This window comes from Lentzea alba, from assembly GCF_047445655.1.
Taxonomy (GTDB): domain Bacteria; phylum Actinomycetota; class Actinomycetes; order Mycobacteriales; family Pseudonocardiaceae; genus Lentzea; species Lentzea alba_A.
In genome coordinates this window covers 11,518-35,221 of record NZ_JAJAEG010000006.1, presented here as the reverse complement: position 1 = coordinate 35,221, position 23,704 = coordinate 11,518, and the positions used below count along the sequence as shown (strand labels likewise).

The following is a 23,704-nucleotide window of genomic DNA, read 5'->3' as shown; positions in this document are numbered from 1 at the left end:
CGCCAGCGTGATCGTTGAGGCGTGCGACGTCTCCAACCGCGCGCAGCTCGAATCCTTGTTGACGCGGCACGAGATCCGCGCCGTCGTGCACACCGCCGGCGTCCTGAACGACGGCATCGTCGAGTCGCTGACGCCCGATCGCGTCGGCACCGTGTTGCGCCCCAAGGTGGACGCCGCCTGGCACCTGCACGAGCTGACCGCCGACCTCGACGCCTTCGTGGTGTTCTCGTCGGTCGCGGGCACGATCGGCACGGCCGGCCAGGGCAACTACGCCGCCGCGAACGCGTTCCTCGACGCCCTGATGGAACACCGCCGCCGCAACGGTCTGCCCGGCACCTCGCTGGCATGGGGCCCGTGGATCGCGGGCATGCTGTCCGGCGCGGACGCGGAACGCCTGGCGCGCACTGGAATCCCCGGCCTCACGGTCGATCAGGGCCTCGAACTCTTCGACGCGGCAACGGGTGCCGGCAACGCCGTCCCTGTGCGCCTCGACCTGCCCGTGCTGCGCGGCCGCGGTGACATCCCGCCGATGCTGCGCGGCCTGATCAAGACCCGCCCGCGCCGTCTGGTCGCGGGTTCCTCCTCTGCTGTCTCGCTCACCAGTCGTCTCGCCGTTCTGGATGAAAGCGGGCGCCTGGAGGCGTTGCTGGACCTCGTACGCGGCCAGGTCGCCACTGTCCTCGGCCACGCGGGCACCGACGAGATCGACCCCGGCCGCGCGTTCCAGTCACTCGGCTTCGACTCGCTGACCGCCGTCGAACTCCGCAACCAGCTCACCGCCGTCACGGGCCTGCGTCTGCCCGCGACCCTGATCTTCGACTACCCGAACGCCGGGGTCCTGGCTTCTTACCTGCGCGACGAACTCTTCGGCACTGACGCCCTCGCGCCGGAGGTAGCGGTTGCCTCGGTCTCCGACGACCCGATCGTGATCGTCGGCATGGCCTGTCGCTACCCCGGCGGCGTCTCGTCGCCGGAAGACCTGTGGCGCCTGGTGGTCGACGGCGTGGACGCGGTGACCGACTTCCCGGCCAACCGCGGCTGGGACGTCGACGCGCTCTACCACCCCGACCCAGACCACATCGGCACCTCCTACACCCGCTCCGGCGGCTTCCTGCACGAAGCACCGCTGTTCGATCCGGCGTTCTTCGGCATGTCCCCGCGCGAAGCCCTCGCCACCGACTCGCAGCAGCGCCTGTTGCTGGAAACCGCCTGGGAGTCGCTGGAACGCGCCGGCATCGACCCGGTTTCCCTGCGGGGCAGCGCAACCGGCGTGTTCGCGGGCGTCATGTACACCGACTACTCGGTCGTGATCAGCGGCAGCGAGTTCGAGGGCTACCAGAGCATGGGCAGCGCCGGCACCTTCGCGTCCGGCCGCGTCTCCTACACGTTCGGCTTCGAGGGCCCCGCCGTCACCGTCGACACCGCGTGCTCTTCTTCTTTGGTGGCACTGCACCTGGCTTCCCAGGCGCTGCGCAACGGCGAATGCTCGCTGGCCCTGGCCGGCGGCGTGACGGTGATGTCGACCCCGTCCACCTTCGTCGAGTTCTCCCGCCAGCGAGGACTCTCCGCGGACGGCCGCTGCAAGTCCTTCTCCGACACGGCCGACGGCGTGGGCTGGGCCGAAGGCGTCGGCCTCCTCGTGCTCGAACGCCAATCGGACGCCATTCGCAACGGCCACAACATCTTGGCTGTCGTGCGAGGCTCCGCGATCAACCAGGACGGCGCTTCCAACGGGTTGACGGCCCCGAACGGTCCGTCCCAGCAACGCGTGATCCGCTCGGCGCTCGCCTCCGCCGGCCTGTCCGTGTCCGACGTCGACGTCGTCGAGGCCCACGGCACCGGCACGACACTCGGAGACCCGATCGAGGCCCAAGCGCTCCTCGCCACCTACGGCCAGGACCGCCCCGCGCCTCTGCTCCTCGGCTCCATCAAGTCGAACATCGGCCACTCCCAGGCCGCCGCGGGCGTCGCGGGCGTGATCAAGATGGTGCACGCGATGCGCCACGGCCTGGTCCCCGCAACCCTGCACGTGGACGAGCCGTCCACCCACGTGGACTGGGAAGCCGGCGACATCACCCTCGTCACCTCCCCGACGTCGTGGCCCGCGGTCTCCCGCCCGCGTCGCGCCGGCGTCTCTTCGTTCGGTGTCTCGGGCACGAACGCGCACGTGATCTTGGAGGCGCCTGCGTCGGTTTCCGCCGGCCAGGAATTGTCAGACCTGCCTGAGATGATTGGGATGGGGGGTATCTCCCCCCAGGGGGCCGGCCAATCCGAATCGATCCCGGGCGGTGGGGCGGACGCAACCGGCGACGGGCTCGGCGGTGGAGCGGGTGCGGCCGGTGGCGGGCTTGGTGCGGCGGGTGTGGTGCCGTGGTTGGTGTCCGCGAAGTCCGCGACGGCGCTGGACGCGCAGCTCGACCGGGTGCTGCCGCTCGAAGGCGACCCGCGGGACATCGGGTACTCGCTCGCGTTGAAGACGACCTTCGACCACCGGGCCGTGGTGCTCGGCGGGCAGGTCGTCGCGAAGGGCGTGGTGAGCGGGAAGCCGCTGGCCTACGTGTTCTCCGGGCAGGGTTCGCAGCGGCTGGGCATGGGGCGTGAGCTCTACGAGGCGTTCCCGGTGTTCGCGCGGGCGTTGGACGAGGTGCTGGATCGCCTCGACGTCCGGAACGTCATGTGGGGCGACGACGCTGAGGCGCTGAACCAGACCGGGAACGCGCAGCCCGCGATCTTCGCGATCCAGGTGGCGCTGTACCGGTTGCTGGAGTCGTTCGGGGTTCGGCCGGGTCAGGTTGCCGGGCACTCGATCGGTGAGATCGCGGCCGCACACGTCGCCGGGGTCCTGAGCCTGGAGGACGCGGCGGAGCTTGTCCGGGCGCGGGCGAGCCTCATGCAGGCGTTGCCGGCCGGTGGGGCGATGGTGTCTGTCATCGCGTCCGAAGAAGAAGTGCGCGCGCACCTGACCGACGGCGTGTCGATTGCCGCCGTCAACGGGCCGCGGTCTGTCGTGATCGCCGGCGTCGAGGAGGAAGTGCTCGTCATCGCCGAGCGGTGGAAGAGCAAGCGGCTCAAGGTGTCGCATGCGTTCCACTCGCCGTTGATGGAGCCGATGCTCGACGACTTCCGTGAGGCGATCAGCGGGATCACGTTCAACGAGCCGGTTGTCGGAATGTCGACATCCGGCGATGTCACCACCGTCGACTACTGGGTCAACCACGTGCGTGACGTGGTGCGGTTCCACGAGAACGTCACCCGGCTAGGTGACGTGACTGCGGTTGAGGTCGGGCCTGACGCGCAGTTGACGGCGATGGTTGACGGGTTGATTCCGACGTTGACGCGAGTCAAGTCTGATGTTGATTCAATGTTGACTGCACTCGGTCAAGTACATGTTGACGGAATCAATGTTGATTGGGCGCAGCTGTACACCGGTGGTCAACGTGTTGACGTGCCCACCTACGCGTTCGACCACCAGTCGTTCTGGCCGGAGACCAGCGCGAAGTCGGATGTGCGGTCGGCGGGCCTCGGGGCGGTGGAGCACCCGTTGCTCGGTGCCGCGGTCGAACTCGCCGGGGGAGCGGGTCACCTGTTCACGGCACGGCTGGCGCGGCGGTCGTGGCTTGCCGACCACACCGTGCACGGCGCGGTGCTCGTGCCGGGTGCGGCGCTCGTCGAGCTGGCGGTGCGGGCGGCGGACGAGGTCGGACTGGATCGCGTCGAGGAGCTGACGCTCGCGGCGCCGTTGGTGCTGCCGGAGAGTGGTGGCGTCCAGGTTCAGGTGGTCGTGGGCGCTGAGGAGAACGGCCGTCGGCAGATCTCGATCTACTCCCGGATTGAGCGCGCGGTCGACGAGCCGTGGACGGAGCACGCCACCGGTGTGCTCGGGTCCGGTGGGGACGTCGCCGAGGTCGGTGAGTGGCCGCCGCGTGCGGAGCCGATCGACGTCGCGGACGCCTACGAGCGGTTCGCGGAGAGCGGGTTCGAGTACGGGCCGGCGTTCCAGGGGCTGCGGGCGGCGTGGCGGGACGGCGACACCGTGTTCGCCGAGGTCGCGTTGTCCGAGGGGGTGTCGGCTAGCGGCTTCGGGCTGCATCCGGCGCTGCTCGACGCGGCACTGCACGCGGCGCTGCTGGTCGACGACGGTGCCGGGCTGCCGTTCTCGTGGGAAGGCGTGACGCTGCACGCGACCGGTGCGACGGCGTTGCGCGTGAAGCTGACTCGCAACGGCGGCAACCTCGCCGTCGCGCTCGCCGACACCACCGGGGCTCCGGTCGCGTCGGTGGACGCGCTGGCGGTGCGTGCGGTGTCCGCCGAGCAGCTCAGCAGCACTGACCGCGACTCGTTGTTCCAGGTCGAGTGGGTCGAGGTCCCGGTGCCCGCCGAGCCGGCGAACGGCGTCGTGGTCGAGCACGTCGTTGCCGAGGGCGAAGTTGTCGAGGCGACGCATGTGCTGGTGGCGCGGGCGTTGGCGCGGCTGCAGGAGTGGATCGCCGGCGAGCGGCCCGAGAAGCTGGTGTTCGTCACCGGCACGGGTTGCCTTGCGGGCGCGGCGGTGCGGGGCCTGGTGCGGTCGGCGCAGACCGAGCACCCCGGCCGGTTCGGCATCATCGACACCGACTCCGGCGAGCTCGTGCCGCGGGCGCTGGGCATCGACGAGCCCGAGCTGATCATCCGCGAAGGCGTGGTCAAGGCCGTCCGGCTCGCGCGGGCGGCCGCGACCGGACGCGAGGTCGCGTGGCAGGGTCCGGTGCTGATCACCGGTGGCACCGGCGGTCTGGGTGGTGTGATCGCGAAACACCTTGTCGCGCAGGGTGTTGACGAGTTGGTGCTGGTCAGTCGGCGCGGCGAGAAGCCGGAGTGGGTGGCCGAGCTGGACGCACGCGTCACCGTCGCGAAGTGCGACGTGGCGGACCGCAAGGCTGTGCAGAAGCTGCTGAAGAAGCACCCGGTGCGGACGGTCGTGCACGCCGCCGGGGTGCTGGACGACGGTGTGATCGAGTCGTTGACGCCCGAGCGGGTGTCCAAGGTGTTGCGGCCCAAGGTCGACGCGGCCTGGAACCTGCACGAGTTGTTGCCCGAGGCCAGGTTCGTGCTGTTCTCGTCCGTCGCCGGCACGCTCGGCAGCGCGGGGCAGGGCAACTACGCGGCCGCCAACGCGTTCCTCGACGCCCTCGCCGCGCACCGGCAGAACACCGTGTCGCTGGCCTGGGGCGCCTGGGAAGGCGGCATGGCCGGGCATCTGTCCGAAGTGGACGTCGAACGCATGCGTCGCGCCGGTATGCCGCCGATCTCGGTGGAGCAGGGCGTCGAGCTGTTCGACGCGGCCATCGCGCACGGTGGTCCCGCGCTGGCGCCGTTCCGGCTGGACCTCGCCGTGCTGCGCGCAAAGGGCGAGGTGGCGCCGGTGCTGCGCGGTCTGGTCCGGACGCGCTCGAAGCGTTCCGTGGCGGGATCGGACACCGCGATCACGCTCGTTTCGCGGCTTTCGGTGTTGTCGGAGGCCGATCGGCTGGAGGCGTTGCTCGAAGTCGTGCGCACCGAGGTGGCTGCGGTTCTCGGGCACGGAGGTGCGCACGCGGTTGATGCGGCGCAGCAGTTCCGCGATCTCGGGTTCGACTCGCTGACCGCTGTCGAACTGCGGAACCGGCTGACGGCGGCCACCGGGATCCGGCTGCCCGCGACGTTGATCTTCGATTACCCGACCTCCGGCGCGTTGGCGGCTTATTTGCGTGATGAGCTGCTCGGCGCCGTGTCGCCGGTGTCGGAGTTGCCCGCATTGGTGTCCACTTCGGACGACCCGATCGTGATCGTCGGCATGGCCTGTCGTTATCCCGGCGGTGTCACGACGCCGGAAGAGCTGTGGCAGCTCGTGATCGACGAGGTCGACGCGGTCACCGATTTCCCGGCCGACCGGGGCTGGGACCTGGAGGGCCTGTATCACCCGGATCCCGATCACATCGGCACCTCCTACACGCGCTCGGGTGGGTTCCTGCACGACGCGGCCGAGTTCGATCCGTCGTTCTTCGGCATGTCGCCGCGGGAGGCGCTGGCGACCGACACCCAGCAGCGTCTGTTGCTGGAGACCGCGTGGGAGGCGCTGGAGCGCGCCGGAATCGACCCGACGGCGTTGCGGGGCAGTGCGACCGGTGTGTTCACCGGCTTGATGTACAACGACTACCAGTCCGTCGTCGGTGGCGGCGACATGGAAGGGCACCAGGGGCAGGGCAGCGCGGGCAGCGTCGCGTCCGGTCGCGTGTCCTACGTGTTCGGGTTCGAGGGGCCCGCGGTCACGGTCGACACGGCGTGCTCGTCGTCGCTGGTCGCGATGCACTGGGCGATCCAGTCGCTGCGATCGGGGGAGTGCTCGCTGGCGCTCGCCGGTGGTGTGACGGTGATGTCGACGCCCTCGACGTTCATCGAGTTCTCCCGGCAGCGCGGCGTTTCCGAGGACGGCCGGTCGAAGGCGTTCTCCGACTCGGCGGACGGCGTCGGCTGGGCTGAGGGCATCGGCCAGGTCGTGCTGGAACGTCAGTCCGACGCTGTGCGCAACGGCCATCGGATCCTTGCGGTGATCCGTGGTTCCGCGGTCAACCAGGACGGCGCTTCGAACGGGTTGACTGCCCCGAACGGTCCTTCGCAGCAACGCGTGATCCGCGCGGCTCTGGCCTCGGCCGGTCTGTCGGTTGCCGACGTCGACGCCGTCGAGGCGCACGGCACCGGAACGCCGCTGGGTGACCCGATCGAAGCTCAGGCTTTGCTGGCGGTGTACGGGCAGGAGCGTCCTTCGCCGTTGTTGTTGGGTTCCATCAAGTCGAACATCGGCCACTCGCAGGCGGCCGCCGGTGTCGCGTCGGTCATCAAGATGGTGCAGGCGCTGCACCACGGCGTGCTGCCGCGCACTCTGCACATCACCGAGCCGTCGTCGCACGTCGACTGGGAGGCCGGCGCGGTCGAGCTGCTGACCTCGACGCGTTCGTGGCCTTCGGTGGATCGCCCGCGCCGCGCGGGCGTCTCGTCGTTCGGTGTCTCGGGCACGAACGCGCACGTGATCTTGGAGGCGCCGAGCTCGCCAGAACTGTCAGACCTGCCTGAGATGATTGGGATGGGGGGTGGCTCCCCCCAGGGGGTCAGCCAATCCGAATCGATCCCGGGTGGCGGGTCTGGTGCGGCCGGTGGCGGGCTCGGTGCAGCGGGTGCGGTGCCGTGGCTGGTGTCGGCCAAGTCTGCGGAGGCGCTGGAAGCCCAGGTCGAGCGGATCAGGGCGGTCGAGGCTGACGCGGTCGACGTCGGGTTCACGCTGGCAGCGCGGGCGAACTTCGACCACCGGGCCGTGATCATCGGCGACGACGTCATCACCGGGCAGGTCACGACCGCGGGCAAGACCGTGTTCGTGTTCCCAGGCCAGGGCTCGCAGTGGGTCGGCATGGGCCGGGAGTTGCTGGCGAGCAACGAGGTGTTCGCGCGCCGGATCGCGGAGTGCGACGCGGCGCTGCGGCCGTTCGTCGAGTGGTCGCTGGTCGAGGTGCTCCAAGAAGAGCTTCTGCTGGACCAGGTCGACGTCGTGCAGCCCGTGCTGTGGGCGGTCATGGTGTCGTTGGCCGAGGTGTGGCGCTCGTACGGGGTTGAGCCGCAGGCTGTCGTCGGGCACTCGCAGGGTGAGATCGCGGCGGCCGCGGTCGCCGGAGCACTGAGCCTGCAGGACGCGGCGCGCGTCGTGGCGCTGCGAAGCCAAGCCGTTGATGAGGCGTTGTCGCGGCGGGGCGGCATGTTGTCGGTTTCGTTGCCCGCAGCAGAAGTGCGGCCGCTGATCGCGCGTTACGAGGACAGGGTGGCGGTCGCTGCGGTCAACGGGCCGCGGTCGACGGTGGTCGCGGGTGAGCCCGAGGCGCTCGCCGAGATCGTGGCCGAGTGCGTGCAGAAGGACGTCCGGGCGCGCATGATCGCCGTGGACTACGCGTCGCACACCCCGCAGGTCGAGGCGATTCGTGAACGGGTGCACCAGGATCTTGCCGGCATCGCGCCGCGGACCAGCGCGATTCCGTTGTACTCCACGGTGACCGGCGAACCGATCGACACCGCGATCATGGACGCCGGCTACTGGTACACCAACCTGCGGCAGACGGTCGAGTTCCAGAACGCCACCAACGCCTTGCTGCGCGACGGCTTCCGGTTCTTCGTCGAACCCAGCGCGCACCCGGTGCTGACGATCGGCGTCGAGCAGACCGCGGCGGACACCGATGCCGTGGTGCTCGGAACGTTGCGGCGCAACGAAGGTGGCCACAAGCAGCTGCTCACCGCGCTCGCGCAAGCGCATGTCAACGGACTCAAGGTCACGTGGGACTTCCGCGGCGGCAAGCTGGTCGACCTGCCGACGTACGCGTTCCAGCGGCGGCGGTTCTGGCCGTCCGGGCAGGTGCGGCCGGGTGAGCACCCGTTGCTCGGCGCGGCGGTCAGCGTCGCCGGAGCGGACGACGTGCTGTTCACGTCCCGGCTGTCGACGCGGTCACACCCGTGGCTCGCGGATCACGCCGTCAACGGCACGGTTCTGTTGCCCGGCACGGCGTTCGTGGAGCTGGCTATCCGGGCCGGTGACGAGGTCGGCTGCGACACGCTCGACGAGCTGACGATCTCCGCGCCGCTCGTGCTCGACAGGCCGGTGCAGCTGCAGGTTGTGGTCCGAGGTGAGGGCGACAGGCGCCCGTTCACGATCTACTCGCGCACCGAGGACGACGCGCCGTGGACCGAGCATGCTTCGGGAACGCTCTCGCAAGGCAGCGCTACCAGCGACTTCGACGCCACGAACTGGCCGCCGCGCGCGGAAAGTGTTGACGTGGAAGGGGCCTACGAGCGGTTCGCGGACATGGGCTTCGAGTACGGGCCCGCGTTCCAGGGGTTGCGCGCAGTCTGGCGCGACGGCGACGACGTCTATGCAGAGGTCGCGACGTCCAGCGAGACCACGGGCTTCGGGCTGCATCCGGCTTTGCTTGACTCCGCACTGCATGCTGCGTTGCTCGCGAAGGACGGTGCCGGGCTGCCGTTCTCGTGGGAAGGCGTGTCGCTGCACGCGACCGGCGCGACGGAGCTGCGGGTTCACTTGCGTTCCAACGGCGATTCGATGGAGATCGCCCTCGCCGACACCGCCGGCCAGCCGGTGGCGACGGTCGAGTCACTCGTCGTGCGGCCCGTTGCGTTGCCGCAGAACGAGGTCGACCGCGACTCGTTGTTCCGGATCGAGTGGACGCCCACCCCGTTGCCGTCCGAGGCTGCGGAGAACGTCGTCACGGAGCACGTCGTCGGCGACGGCAACGTCATCGAGTCGACGCGGGCGTTGACGATCCGTGTGCTGGCCAAACTCCAGGAATGGATCTCCGGCGAACGCACAGAGCGGCTCGCTTTTGTTACCCGTGAAGGAGATCTGGCCGGGCAGGCGGTGTGGGGGCTGGTGCGGTCGGCGCAGACCGAGCACCCCGGCCGGTTCGTGCTGGCCGACATCGACGACGACGCCGTGCTGCCGCAGGCACTTGCCGCGGACGAGCCGCAGCTGCGCATCAGGCATGGCCGGCTGTTGGTGCCGCGCCTCGCGCGTGCTGCTGCAGTGCAGGAGATCACGTGGGAGAGCCCGGTACTGATCACCGGTGGCGGCGGGCTTGGCGGCGTGATCGCGCAGCACCTGGTGGCTGAGCACGGGGTCACCGAGCTGATCCTGGCCAGCCGGAGCGGCCGGAAGCCCGACTGGGAGGTGGACGCGGCCGTCAAGGTCGTCAAGTGCGATGTCAGTGACCGCAAGGCACTGCAACGGTTGCTGAAGAAGCACACGCCGAAGTCGGTCGTGCACACCGCCGGGGTGCTCGACGACGGCGTGATCGAGTCGTTGACGCCGGAGCAGTTCGACACCGTGTTGCGTCCCAAGGTCGACGCGGCCTGGCACCTGCACGAGTTGCTGCCCGAAGCCAGGATCGTGTTGTTCTCGTCCGCGGCGGGGATTCTCGGCGGCGCCGGCCAGGGCAACTACGCCGCGGCCAACGCGTTCCTCGACGCACTCGCTCAGCATCGGCCGAACACCGTGTCGCTGGCCTGGGGCACGTGGGAGGCAACGGTCGGTCTCACCGGTTCGCTGACGGACGCCGACCGGGAACGCCTGGTGCGCGCCGGAATGCCGCCGATCACCCCCTCGCAAGGCACCGCGTTGTTCGACGCGGCGGTCGCGAGCGGTGAAGCGGTGTTGCTGCCCGCGCGCCTGGATCTCGCGACGTTGCGGGCACAGGAGGTACCCGCGTTGCTGCGTGGCCTGATCCGCACCCGTGCCCGGCGCACGGTCGCCGGGTCGGACGCGGCGACCGGACTCGCCGCGAAGCTGCGGCCGTTGGGTGAGACGGAGCGCCTCGACGCGCTGCTCGACCTGATCCGGACGCAGGTCAGCGCGGTGCTCGCGTTGGAGAGCTTCGACGCCGGGCGGGCGTTCCGGGACCTCGGGTTCGACTCGCTGACCGCCGTCGACCTGCGCAACCGCCTCACCGCGGTCACCGGGTTGCGGCTGCCGGCGACGCTCGTGTTCGACTACCCGACCGCGGCGGTGCTGGCGGCGTTCCTGCGCGACGAACTGTTCGGCGCGGAGAGCTCAGTCGTTGCCACGCGGGCGGTTCTGGACGACGACCCGATCGTCGTCGTTGGCATGGCCTGCAGGTTCCCTGGTGGGGTCACGACGCCGGAAGAGCTGTGGCAGCTGGTGCTGGACGGCACGGACGCGATCTCCGAGTTCCCGTCCGATCGCGGCTGGGACCTCGGCACCTTGTTCTCCGGCAACGACATCGGCACCTCGGCGACGCGGCTCGGCGGCTTCCTGCACGACGCGGGCGAGTTCGACCCGGCCTTCTTCGGGATGTCTCCGCGTGAAGCTCTCGCGACGGACTCGCAGCAGAGGTTGCTGCTGGAGACCGCGTGGGAGGCATTCGAACGTGCCGGGATCGACCCGGTTTCGTTGCGCGGCAGCGACACCGGGGTGTTCGCGGGCGTCATGTACAACGACTACGCGCAGCTGCTCGGCGGTGAGTTCGAGGGCCACCACGGCACCGGGTCGTCGCCGTCGGTCGCGTCCGGCCGGGTGTCCTACGTGCTCGGTCTCGAAGGTCCGGCTGTCACGATCGACACTGCCTGCTCGTCTTCGCTGGTCGCGATGCACCTCGCGGTTCAGTCGCTGCGCACGGGGGAGTCGTCGCTGGCGCTCGCCGGTGGTGTCGCGGTCATGTCGACGCCCGCCACGTTCATCGAGATCTCGCGGCAGCGTGGCGTTTCGTCGGACGGGCGGTGCAAGGCGTTCTCCGAGGGCGCGGACGGCACCGGGTTCTCCGAGGGCGTCGGGCTGCTCGTGCTGGAGCGGCAGTCCGATGCTCTGCGTCTTGGCCACAACGTTCTCGCGGTCCTGAAGGGCACCGCGGTCAACCAGGACGGTGCTTCGAACGGGTTGACCGCCCCGAACGGTCCTTCGCAGCAACGGGTCATCCGCGCTGCTCTTGCCTCGGCTGGCCTGTCGCCTTTGGACGTCGACGCCGTGGAGGCGCACGGGACGGGCACCTCGTTGGGTGACCCGATCGAGGCTCAGGCCTTGCTCGCGGTCTACGGCCAGGAGCGCGCCGAGCCTCTGTACCTGGGGTCGATCAAGTCGAACATCGGTCACACCCAGTCGGCGGCGGGCGTTGCCGGTGTCATCAAGATGATCATGGCGTTGCGGCACGGCGTGTTGCCGCAGACCCTGCACGTTTCCGCGCCGTCCTCGCACATCGAGTGGGACGCGGGGGCCGTCGAACTGCTCACCTCGTCGCGCGACTGGCCCGCCGTCTCACGTCCGCGCCGCGCGGGCGTGTCGTCGTTCGGCATCTCCGGCACGAACGCGCACGTGATCTTGGAGGCTCCGAGCTCGCCAGAACTGTCAGACCTGCCTGAGATGATTGGGATGGGGGGTGGCTCCCCCCAGGGGGCCGGCCAATCGGGATCGATTCCGGACGTGGGGTCGGTCGCGCAGGCCGGGTCGGTTGCGCAGGTGGCGCCGGTCGCGCTGCCGGTCTCGGCCAAGTCTGTCGGCTCCCTGCGGGCTCAGGTCGAGCGGATCAAGGCGCTCGTCGAGCGTGGCGCGGATCCGGTGAACGTCGGGTTCTCGCTGGCCGCGCGCAGCCGGTTCGACCACCGCGCGGTGATCATCGGTGACGAGGTCGTCGAGGGCACAACAGTGCAGAACCCAGGGCCGGTGTTCGTGTTCCCCGGCCAGGGGTCGCAGTGGCACGGCATGGCGGTCGACCTGCTGGAACAGGACGAGACGTTCGCGCGCTGGATGACCGAGGCCGACCGCGCGATCGCGGCGCACGTCGGCTGGTCCGTCATCGACGTGCTGAAAGGCGACGCGGACCTGCTGGAACGCATCGAGATCCTGCAGCCCGCGCTGTTCGCCATCATGATCTCGCTCGCCCAGACGTGGCGCGCGAACGGCGTGGAGCCCGCGGCGGTCGTCGGGCACTCCCAGGGCGAGATCGCGGCCGCCTACATCGCCGGCGCGATCAGCCTCGACCAGGCCGCGCAGATCGTGGTCAAGAGGTCGCAGCTGTTCGCGGACGAGCTCGTCGGCAACGGCGCGGTCGCGAGCATCGCGTTGCCCGCTAGTGAAGTAGAGAAGCTGCTGCCACAGGAGCTGGCGATCGCGGGCGTCAACAGCCCGAACGCCTGCACGGTCGCCGGCGCGATCCCGGAGCTGGAGACGTTCGTCGCGAGCCTGGTCGCCAAGGACATCCGGGCCCGCGTGATCGGCAGCACGGTCGCCTCGCACTGCGCCCAGGTCGACCGGCTGCGCGACCAGATCCTGGAACTGTTCGCGGACATCACGCCGCAGACCGGCAGCATTCCGTTCTACTCGACCGTCACCGGCGCGAAGATCGACACCGCGACGCTCGACGCCGAGTACTGGTTCCAGAACGCCCGCCAGCCGGTCAGCTTCGCCGAGGTCGTCCAAAGGCTCGTGCAGGACGGCCACCGCGTGCTGATCGAGTCGAGCGCGCACCCCGTCCTGATGCTGCCCGCGCAGCAGACCGCCGAAGTGGTCAACACGGAGATCGTCGCGATCGGCTCACTCCGCCGCGACCAGGGCGGCGAACAAAGGTTCACCGCGAGTCTCGCCGAGGCGTGGGTCGCCGGGCTCGACGTCCGGTGGCAGCACCCCGGCGGCCGCAGGATCGCGCTGCCGACGTATCCGTTCGACCACCAGCGGTTCTGGCCGGAGCCGCTGGTCAAGGACACCTCCGACCCTGTCGACGCCGAGTTCTGGGAGCTCGTCGACAACGGCGGCCTGGAGGACATCGGCGTCGAACGGGACGTCGCGCAAACGCTCGCGCAGTGGCGCAGCCGCCGCAAGTCCGAATCCACAATGGACACCTGGCGGTACCGCGACCAGTGGACCCCGATCACGGTCACCGGCGCGCCCGCCGGAACGTGGCTCGTCGTCACGTCCGGCACCGAAGCCCAGGACGTGATCAACGCCCTGAACGCCGCACACATCGACGTCGACGAGCAGATCAGCCGCTCGGATCTCGTCCAAAGCCTGCCCGAGACCATCGACGGCGTCATCGCGATGACCGGCCTGCGGGCGACGATCACGCTGGTCCAGGCACTGGCCGAAGCCGGTGTCACGGCACCGATCTGGGCGGTCACGCGCAACGCCGTCGCCGTCGGCAACGAGACCGTGGACCCGGCGCAGACCGCGATCTGGGGACTCGGCCGCGTCGCCGCGCTCGACCTGCCACGTCGCTGGGGCGGCCTGATCGACCTGCCGGAGCAGCTGGAAGGCAAGGCCGCGCAACGGTTCGCGGCCGTGCTGACCGGCGCCGAGGACCAGGTCGCCATCAGGGAGAACGGCGTGTTCGCACGCCGCCTGATCCGCACCAACGCCCAGCACGGCCCGGAGTTCCGGACGACCGGCACGGTGCTGATCACCGGCGGCACCGGTGCGCTCGGCGGTCACGTCGCCCGCTGGATGGCCGAGGCCGGCGCCGACCACGTCGTGCTGACCAGCCGCCGCGGTCTCGACGCTCCAGGCGCACAAGAACTCAAGGCAGAGCTGGAAGACACCACACGCGTCACCATCGCCGCGTGCGACGCGGCGGACCGGGAAGCGCTGGCAAACCTGCTCGCGAGCATCGACGACCTCACCACGGTCGTGCACGCGGCGGGCATCGGCACCGGTGACGCGCCGATCGACGAGCTGCGCTACGAGGACGTCACGGCGCTGCTCGACACGAAGATCACCGCAGCTCGGCACCTGCACGAGCTGGCCCCGCAGGCCCGCTTCATCTTGTTCTCGTCGGGCGCGGCGAGCTGGGGCAGCGGTGGCCAGCCCGCGTACGGCGCCGCCAACGCCTATCTCGACGGTCTCGCACACCTGCGCAGGTCGCAGGGCCTCAAGGCGACCTCCATCGCGTGGGGTGCCTGGGCGGAAGCCGGTATGGCGGCCGATCACGGCATGTACGAGGCGCTGCACCGGATCGGCATCGGCTCGATGCCGCCGGAGCTCGCGATGAAGGTGCTGCGCCAGGCCGTCGCCGACGACCAGACCCAGCTCACCGTCACCGACATCGACTGGGCGAAGTTCGCGCCGAGCTTCACCGCCGAACGCCCGAGCCCGCTGCTCACCGGCATTCCCGAGGTGCGCCAGGCACTCGCTGAGGAGCCGGTGGCGGAGTCGGAGCTCAAGCAACGACTGGCCAAGCTCACCGAGGCGGAACGCGACCGCGCGTTGCTCGACCTGGTCCGTGCCGAAGCCGCGAAGACGCTGGGCTACGCGGAAAGCGACCAGGTCCCGACCGGCAGGGCGTTCCGCGAGCTGGGCTTCGACTCGGTCACCGCGGTCGAGATGCGCAACCGCCTGAAGACCGCGACCGGCCTCGCACTGCCTGCGACGTTGGTCTTCGACTACCCGACGGCGACCACGTTGTCGCAGCACCTGCGTGACGAACTGTTCGGTGGCACGCAACTGATCGAGGTCCGCGCGGCTACTCAGGTCACCGACGACCCGATCGCGATCGTCGGCATCGGCTGCCGTTATCCCGGCGGTGTCACGACCCCGGAAGCGTTGTGGGAGCTGGTGTTCGAAGGCCGTGACGTGATCTCGCGATTCCCCACGGACCGCGGCTGGGACCTGGACCGGCTCGCCAGTTCGACGTTCGAGGGCGGCTTCCTCGACGCCGTCGCCGACTTCGACGCGGGCTTCTTCGGAATCTCGCCGCGTGAGGCCGTCGTGATGGACCCGCAGCAACGCCTGCTGCTCGAAACGTCCTGGGAGGCCCTGGAACGCGCGGGCATCGACCCGATCTCCTTGAAAGGCAGCCTGACGGGTGTCTTCGTCGGCACGACCGGCCAGGACTACGAGTCGCTGCTCAACCGGTCGCTGGAGGAGACCGGCCCGTACGCCACGACCGCTTTCTCGGCCAGCGTCCTGTCCGGCCGCATCTCCTACCTGCTCGGGCTGGAAGGCCCGGCGGTCACGATCGACACGGCCTGCTCGTCGTCGCTCGTCGCCATGCACTGGGCTGCGCAGGCCTTGCGCAACGGTGAGTGCGACCTGGCCCTGGCCGGTGGTGTGGCGGTCATGACGACGCCCAACGCCTACTCCGCCTTCACCGCGGCCGGTGGGCTCGCGCCGGACGGGCGTTGCAAGGCGTTCGCCGAGGCCGCGGACGGCACCGGCTGGTCGGAAGGCGCCGGTGTGGTGCTGCTGGAGCGGTTGTCGGACGCGCGTCGGCACGGCCACGAGGTGCTCGCCGTGCTGCGCGGTTCGGCGATCAACCAGGACGGCGCGTCGAACGGCCTCACCGCGCCGAACGGCCCGTCGCAGCAACGCGTGATCAGGCAAGCGCTTGCGAACGCGGGTTTGCAACCGTCCGAAGTGGATGCGGTGGAGGCGCACGGCACGGGTACGACGCTGGGCGACCCGATCGAGGCGCAGGCCGTGCTCGCGACGTACGGTCAGAACCGCGAGACCCCGCTGCTGCTCGGCTCGATCAAGTCGAACCTCGGCCACCCGCAGTCGGCCGGTGGTGTGGCCGGCGTGATCAAGATGATCATGGCGCTGCGGCACGGTGTGCTGCCGCAGACCCTGCACGTCGACGCCCCTTCGTCCAATGTGGAATGGCAGACCGGCAACGTCGAGCTGCTCACCTCGCGCCGCGACTGGTCTCCGAACGGTCACCCGCGCCGCGCCGGCGTCTCGTCGTTCGGTGTCTCCGGAACGAACGCGCACGTGATCATCGAGGAGGCGCCGGAGTTCACCGCGGTGGTCCCGACGGCAACGACAACCGCCTCGGTGGTACCGCTCGTGGTGTCGGGGCGGTCCGAGGAGGCACTGGCTGATCAGCTGGCACGACTCGGTTCGGTTGACGCCTCGCAGCTCGACCTCGCCTACTCGCTGGCCGTGTCGCGCAGCGCGTTCGAGCACCGGGTCGTGCTCGCCGACGGCGTCGAGATCGCCAGGGGAGAGGCCGCGGAACGCGACCTGGCGCTGCTGTTCACCGGGCAGGGCTCGCAGCGGCTCGGCATGGGACGTGAGCTGTACGAGCGGTTCCCGGTGTTCGCGGACGCCTTCGACGCCGTGCTCGCGCACCTCGACCCGTCGTTGCGGTCGATCATGTGGGGAGATGACGCCGAGGCGTTGAACCAGACCGGCAACGCGCAGCCCGCGATCTTCGCGCTGGAAGTCGCGCTGTACCGGCTGGCGGAGTCGTTCGGGATCAGGGCGGACCGCCTCGCCGGGCACTCGATCGGCGAGATCGCCGCGGCTCACGTTGCGGGAGTGTTCAGCCTCGAAGACGCGTGCACGTTGATCTCCGCGCGCGCCTCGCTGATGCAGGCACTGCCGGCCGGTGGCGCGATGATCGCGATCGAGGCCGCCGAGGACGAGGTCACGCCACTGCTGACCGACGGCGTGTCGATCGCGGCGGTCAACGGGCCGAAGGCGCTGGTGATCGCCGGTGTCGAGGAAGAAGTGGTGGCCATCGCGTCGAACTGGAAGAGCAAGCGGCTCAAGGTGTCGCACGCGTTCCACTCGCCGTTGATGGAGCCGATGCTGGACGACTTCCGCGCGGCCATCGCGGGCATTTCGTTCAACGAACCGACGATTCCGTTGTTGGCCGGTGGGACTGTTCAACAATCTGAGTACTGGGTGCGGCACGTCCGGGAGGCGGTGCGGTTCCACGACACAGTGCGCGCGCTCGACGGCAGCACGTTCCTGGAGATCGGTCCCGATGGCGTGCTGTCGGCGATGGTCGACGGCATCCCGCTGCTGCGCAAGGACCGCGGTGAGGAGCAGGCGTTCGTCGCGGGGCTCGCCCGCCTGCACGTCGGCGGCGCGACCGTGGACTGGAGCGCGCTGTTCGAGGGCACGGGTGCGCGGCGGGTGGATCTGCCGACGTACGCGTTCCAGCACGAGCGCTACTGGCCGACTGTGCTGGATGTCGCTCCGGTCGATCGCGCGAAGTCCACTGTGGACTCGTGGCGGCACCGGGAGTCGTGGGAGCGGATCACGCCGCATGGCTCGGTTTCCGGCACCTGGCTCGTCCTCGGCGCCGAGGACGACTTCGCCCGCGAGGTCGCGACGGCGGTCGGCGGCACCGTGGTGCAGGAGGTTCCGGAGACGCCGTTCGACGGGATTGTGTCGTTGCTCGCGTTGGACTCCGCGGTCGACGCGAACGGTGTGCCGCACGGCGTGATCGCGACGATGGAGCTGATCCAGTCGTTGGCGCGCAAGGGTGTCAGTGCTCCGGTGTGGGCGGTGACGCGTGGCGCGCAGACCAGCTCGGCACAGAGCGCGGTCTGGGGCCTCGGGCGGGTGGCGGCGTTGGAGCTGCCCGCGCAGTGGGGCGGCCTGGTCGACATCACCGGCGACGTCTCGCCGCTGGCGGGAGTCCTGGCCGGTGACGAGGCCGAAGTCGAGATCCGGGCCGAGGGCGTGTTCGCGCGGCGCTACGACGCTGCGCAGCCGGCCGACGTGATGTGGGAGCCGCACGGCACAGTCATCGTGACCGGCGGCACCGGCGCGCTCGGCGCGCATGTCGCCCGCGACCTGAAGGAACGCGGTGTCGAGAAGATCGTGCTGGTCAGCCGGCGTGGTCTCGACGCGCCTGGTGCTCTTGAGCTGCGCGACGAGCTGGGCGTCGAGGTCGTGGCTTGCGACGTCGCGGATCGAGAGGCTGTTGCCTCGCTCTTGGCTTTGCATCCGCCGAACGCCGTGGTGCACACCGCAGGGGTTCTGAGCGATGGGGTGTTGGAAGGCCTTGCACCGGAGCGGTTCGCGGACGTGTTCCGGTCGAAGGTCGCCTCCGCGCTGGTGCTCGACGAGCTGACGCGTTCGCTGGAGCTGGACGCGTTCGTGCTGTTCTCGTCGGTCGCCGGTGCGCTGGGCAACCCCGGTCAGGCCAACTACGCCGCCGCCAACGCCGTGCTCGACGCGATCGCACGTGATCGGCGAGCGGCGGGGGTGCCCGCGACGTCGATCGCGTGGGGTGCGTGGGCCGGTTCCGGCATGGCGGACGGCGTGGGTGCCGACCTGAGCGCGATCACGATGCGGCCGGACCTGGCCGTGGAGTCGATGTGGCGCGCGGTTGCGGAGGACGCGCCGACCGTGGCCATCGCGGTCCTTCCTTCGAAGCCCAAGGCGCGGAAGAAGGTTGCGTTCACCGGTGATGTGCTGGACGCCGTGCGCACGGCCGTGGCGTCGGTGCTCGGCTACGCCGGACCGCACGCGGTGGGGGTGGACAAGGAGTTCCGCGACCTCGGGTTCGACTCGCTGACCGCGGTCGAGCTGCGCAACCAGCTGTCGGCGGCGACCGGCCGGACGTTGCCCGCGTCGCTGGTCTACGACTACCCGACGCCGCGCCGTCTCGCGGATCACCTGCGTGGCTCCGCGGCTTCGGAGGAGACCACCGTTGCGCGCGCCGACGAACCGATCGCGATCGTCGGCATGGCGTGTCGCTTCCCCGGCGACGTGAACACGCCCGAACAGCTGTGGCAGCTGCTGCTCGACGGACGTGACGGCATGGGCGCGTTCCCGGTCGACCGCGACTGGGACGTCGAGTCGGTGCTGTCGACGTCGATCACGCGGGAGGCCGGGTTCCTCGCCGGCACCGCGGACTTCGACCCGGCGTTCTTCGGGATCTCGCCGCGGGAAGCGATGGCGATGGACCCGCAGCAGCGGTTCCTGCTCGAGACCACCTGGGAGGCGCTTGAGCGCGTTGGCGTCGACCCGCTGTCGTTGCGCGGTTCGCAGACCGGTGTGTTTGTCGGCACCAACGGCCAGGACTACGCGACCCTGCTGACGTCGTCGGCGGAGGACACGGAAGGACACGCGGCCACGGGTCTCGCGGCCTCGGTTATCTCGGGTCGCCTGTCCTACACGTTCGGCTTCGAGGGACCTGCTGTCACGGTCGACACCGCGTGCTCCGCCTCTCTCGTCGCCATGCATCTCGCGGTTTCCGCGCTGCGGGCCGGTGAGTGCTCGCTCGCGGTGTCCGGTGGCGCGACCATCATGACGACGCCTTACGCGTTCGCCGAGCTGACCCGGCAGGGTGCTCTCGCGGCTGATGGCCGGTCGAAGGCGTTTTCCGACGACGCGGACGGCGCTGGTTGGTCCGAGGGCGTTGGCATGGTCGTGATGGAACGGCTGTCCGACGCGGTGCGCAACGGTCACTCCGTTCTGGCCGTTATCCGTGGTTCGGCGGTGAACCAGGACGGCGCCTCCAACGGCCTGACCGCTCCTAACGGCCCGTCGCAGCAGCGTGTGATCCGTGCTGCTCTCGCGAACGCTGGTCTGTCCGTTGCTGACGTCGACGCCGTTGAGGCGCACGGCACTGGCACGGCTCTTGGGGATCCGATCGAGGCGCAGGCGCTGATCAACACCTATGGGGCTGCCCGCTCGACGCCGTTGTGGTTGGGTTCGGTGAAGTCCAACATCGGGCACACGCAGGCGGCCGCGGGTGTCGCGGGTGTGATCAAGATGGTGCTCGCGCTGCAGAACGGTGTGCTGCCGCAGACCTTGCACGTCTCCGCGCCCTCTTCGCACGTCGACTGGTCGGAGGGCTCGGTCGAGCTGCTGACTGAGGCCCGCGAGTGGTCGCCCAACGGCCACCTGCGGCGGGCGGGCGTCTCGGCGTTCGGCATCTCCGGCACGAACGCCCACATGATCCTCGAGGAGGCCCCGCCGGTTGCCGCTGGCCAGGAGTTGTCAGACCTGCCTGAGATGATTGGGATGGGGGGTAGCTCCCCCCAGGGGGCCAGCCAACCCGGATCGATCCAGGGCGAGGATGCGCTGATCGAGGGTGCACTGGCCAAGAGTGCGCAGGCCGAGGGCACGCAGGCCGAGGGTGCGTTGGGCGAAGGTGCACCGGTTGAGGGCGCGCAGGTGGCGGCGGTGCCGTTGGTCGTGTCGGCCAAGTCGCCGGCGTCGCTGAAGGCGCGCATCGAGCAGGTGCGCGCGCTCGAAGGCAAGCAGGAGGACATCGCGTTCTCGTTGCTCACGACGCGGTCGGTGTTCGACCACCGAGCGGTGCTCATCGGGGACGAAGTGGTCCAGGGCGTCGCGCAAGAGAGTGCGCCGGTGTTCATCTTCCCCGGCCAGGGAAGTCAATGGCACGGCATGGCGGTCGAGCTGCTGGACGAGGACGAGACGTTCGCGGAAAGCATGGCCGCGTGCGACGAAGCGATCGGCAAGCTCGTCGACTGGTCCGTGACCGAAGTGCTCAGGGGCGGCGCGGAGCTGCTGGAACGCATCGAGATCCTGCAGCCGACGTTGTTCGCGGTCATGGTGTCGCTGGCCCAGACCTGGCGGAAGAACGGCGTCGAGCCGGCCGCGGTGGTCGGCCACTCCCAGGGTGAGATCGCGGCGGCGTACGTCGCCGGAGCGCTGAGCCTCGACGAAGCGGCCAAGATCGTGGTGCTGCGGTCCCAGCTGTTCGCGGACGAGCTCGTCGGCAACGGCGCGGTGGCCTCAGTAGCGCTGCCGGTCGAGGAAGCCCGGAAGCTCATCGAGCAGTGGCCGGCGCTGTCGATCGCAGGTATCAACAGCCCCACGGCCTGCACGGTCGCCGGTGCGCTCAAAGAGCTCAACGAGTTCGTGGAACTTTGCCAGGCAAGGGAAATCCGCGCGCGAGTGGTGGCAAGCACGGTCGCCTCGCACGGCCCGCAGGTCGAGCCACTCCGCGAGAAGCTCATGACCCTGCTCGGCACGATCACGCCTAGCACCAGCGAAATCGCGTTCTACTCGACGGTCAAGGCCGAACGCATCGACACCGCGACCCTCGACGCCGGCTACTGGTACGAGAACGCGCGCAGGCCCATCGAGTTCGTCGCGGTCACGCGGAAGCTGATCGAGGACGGCTACCGCGTGTTCGTCGAGTCCAGCCCGCACCCGGTGCTCACGATGTCCGCGCAGGCCACAGCCGACGCGGACGGCGCCGAGCTGGTCACGATCGGCTCGCTGCGCCGCGACCAGGGCAACCGCCGCAGGTTCACCACGAGCCTCGCCGAGGCGTGGGTCGCTGGCCTCGACGTCCAGTGGCGCCAAACGGGTCGCAAGATCGACCTGCCGACGTATCCGTTCAGCCGCAGCAGGTTCTGGCCCAAGGGGGTCAAGACCGTCAACGCCGAGGACAGCGCGTTCTGGCAGCTCGTGGAGAACGGCGACCTCACCGAGGCGCTCGGCGTCGACGCGAACCACGTCCTCCCGGCACTGCGGGAGTGGCGCGCGAAGCAGCAGACGCAGTCCACTGTGGACGGCTGGCGCTACCGCGACTCGTGGCAGCTCCTGCGCGGCGTCCAGGCCACCGGCATCAACGGAACCTGGCTCGCGGCCGTTCCCGAAGAGACGAACGAGTGGATCGAAGCGGTGACGAGCACGTTCGGCGACGACCTCGTCAAGGTCACGGTGAGGCCCACAGCCGAACGCGCACTGCTCGCCACCGAGCTGATCGGCATCGAACCGGTGGGCGTGATCTCGTTGCTCGGCACCCAAAACGCCCCGCACGACGAGTTCACCTCGACCCCGCTCGGCCTCGCGCTGAACGTCCTGCTCGTCCAGGCACTCGGTGACGCCGGCATCACCGCACCGTTCTGGGCGGTCACGAAACAGGCGATCTCCACGAGCCCGACCGACCCCGTGCACAACCCCGGCCAGGTCGCGTTGTGGGGCCTCGGCAGGGTTGCCGCACTAGACCTGCCGCGCCGCTGGGGTGGCCTGGTCGACCTGCCGGAGACGATCGACGGCCAGATCGAGCAGGGCCTGGTCGCCGCGATCACCAACGCGGGCGGCGAGGACCAGCTCGCGGTCCGCGACACCGGCGTGTACGGCCGCAGGCTCGTCCCAGCTCAGCGCGCACCCAAACCGGAGGAGTGGACCCCGCGCGGCACGGTCCTGATCACCGGCGGCACCGGCGCGCTGGGCGGCCACGTCGCCCGCTGGGTCGCCCGGCGCGGAGCCGAGCACGTGCTGCTCACCAGCCGCCGCGGTGATCAGGCGCCGAACGCACAAGAGCTGCGCGAAGAACTCGAAGCGCTCGGAGCCCGCGTCACGTTCGCGGCCTGCGACGCCTCGGACCGGCAGAGCCTCAAGGCGGTGATCGACAGCGTCCCAGATCTGCGCGCCGTCGTGCACGCGGCCGGCATCGTCGAAGGCAACGCGCCGACCGACACCCTCGGCATCGACCAGCTGGACCGGTTGCTGAAGGCCAAGATGACGAGCGCCTGGCTGTTGCACGAGCTGACGAGCGACTTGGACGCGTTCATCCTGTTCTCGTCCGGTGCGGCGAGCTGGGGCAGCGGTGCGCAACCCGCGTACGCCGCGTCCAACGCCTATCTCGACGGCCTGGCGCACTTCCGGAAAGCACAGGGGCTCAAGGCCACCTCGATCGCCTGGGGTGCCTGGGCGGACTCCGGCATGGCGTCGGAGAACGAGGAAGGCGCCGAACAGCTGCGCAGGCGCGGCGTCCACACGATGAAACCGGACCTCGCGATCACCGCGCTGCAGCAGGCGGTCGAGGACGGCCACACGTCGCTGACGATCACCAACATGGACTGGGAGAAGTTCGCGCCGAGCTTCACCGCGTCCAGGCCGAGCCCGTTGCTGATGGGCATCCCGAGCGTCCAGAAGGCCCTGGAAGAGCCGGAAGCGACAGATTCGGGGCTCAAGGAGCGGCTGCTGGCGTTGCCCGAGGCGGAACGCACCAGGACGTTGCTCGACCTCGTCCGCACGGAAGCCGCGGCGACACTCGGGTTCGAGAGCGCGGAGGCGTTCGGGCCGTCGAGGGCGTTCCGCGACGTCGGCTTCGACTCGGTGACAGCGGTGGACCTGCGCAACCGGCTCAAAGCGGTCACCGGCGTGGCGCTGCCCGCGACGCTGGTGTTCGACTACCCGACGCCGAACGCGCTGGCCCAGTTCGTCCGCTCCGAGCTGTTCGGGGAGGTCGTGGCCGACGACCCGGAGGCGCACATCCGGGAGACGCTCAACGCCATCCCGATCAGCCGTCTGCGCCAGGCCGGCCTGCTCGACCTGGTGCTGCAACTTGCCCAGGAGAGTGGGGAAAACAACAGCGCTCCGGATGTTGTGCTTGCAGCCGAGGCGGAATCGATCGACGACATGGACGGCGAAGCCCTCCTGCGTCTGGCGATCGGGGACGCCATGAACTAG

Annotated in this window: 1 protein-coding gene (cut by a window edge); it reads left to right on the top strand. The window is 69.7% G+C overall.

Translation table 11 applies throughout. The annotated features are described in order from the left end of the window. Positions 1-23,704: the 3' portion of a type I polyketide synthase gene (locus tag LFM09_RS11405; protein ID WP_414096336.1), read on the top strand. 4,127 nt of this gene lie to the left of the window's left edge; only the last 23,704 of its 27,831 coding nucleotides appear in the window; the start codon falls outside the window, past its left edge; its stop codon occupies positions 23,702-23,704.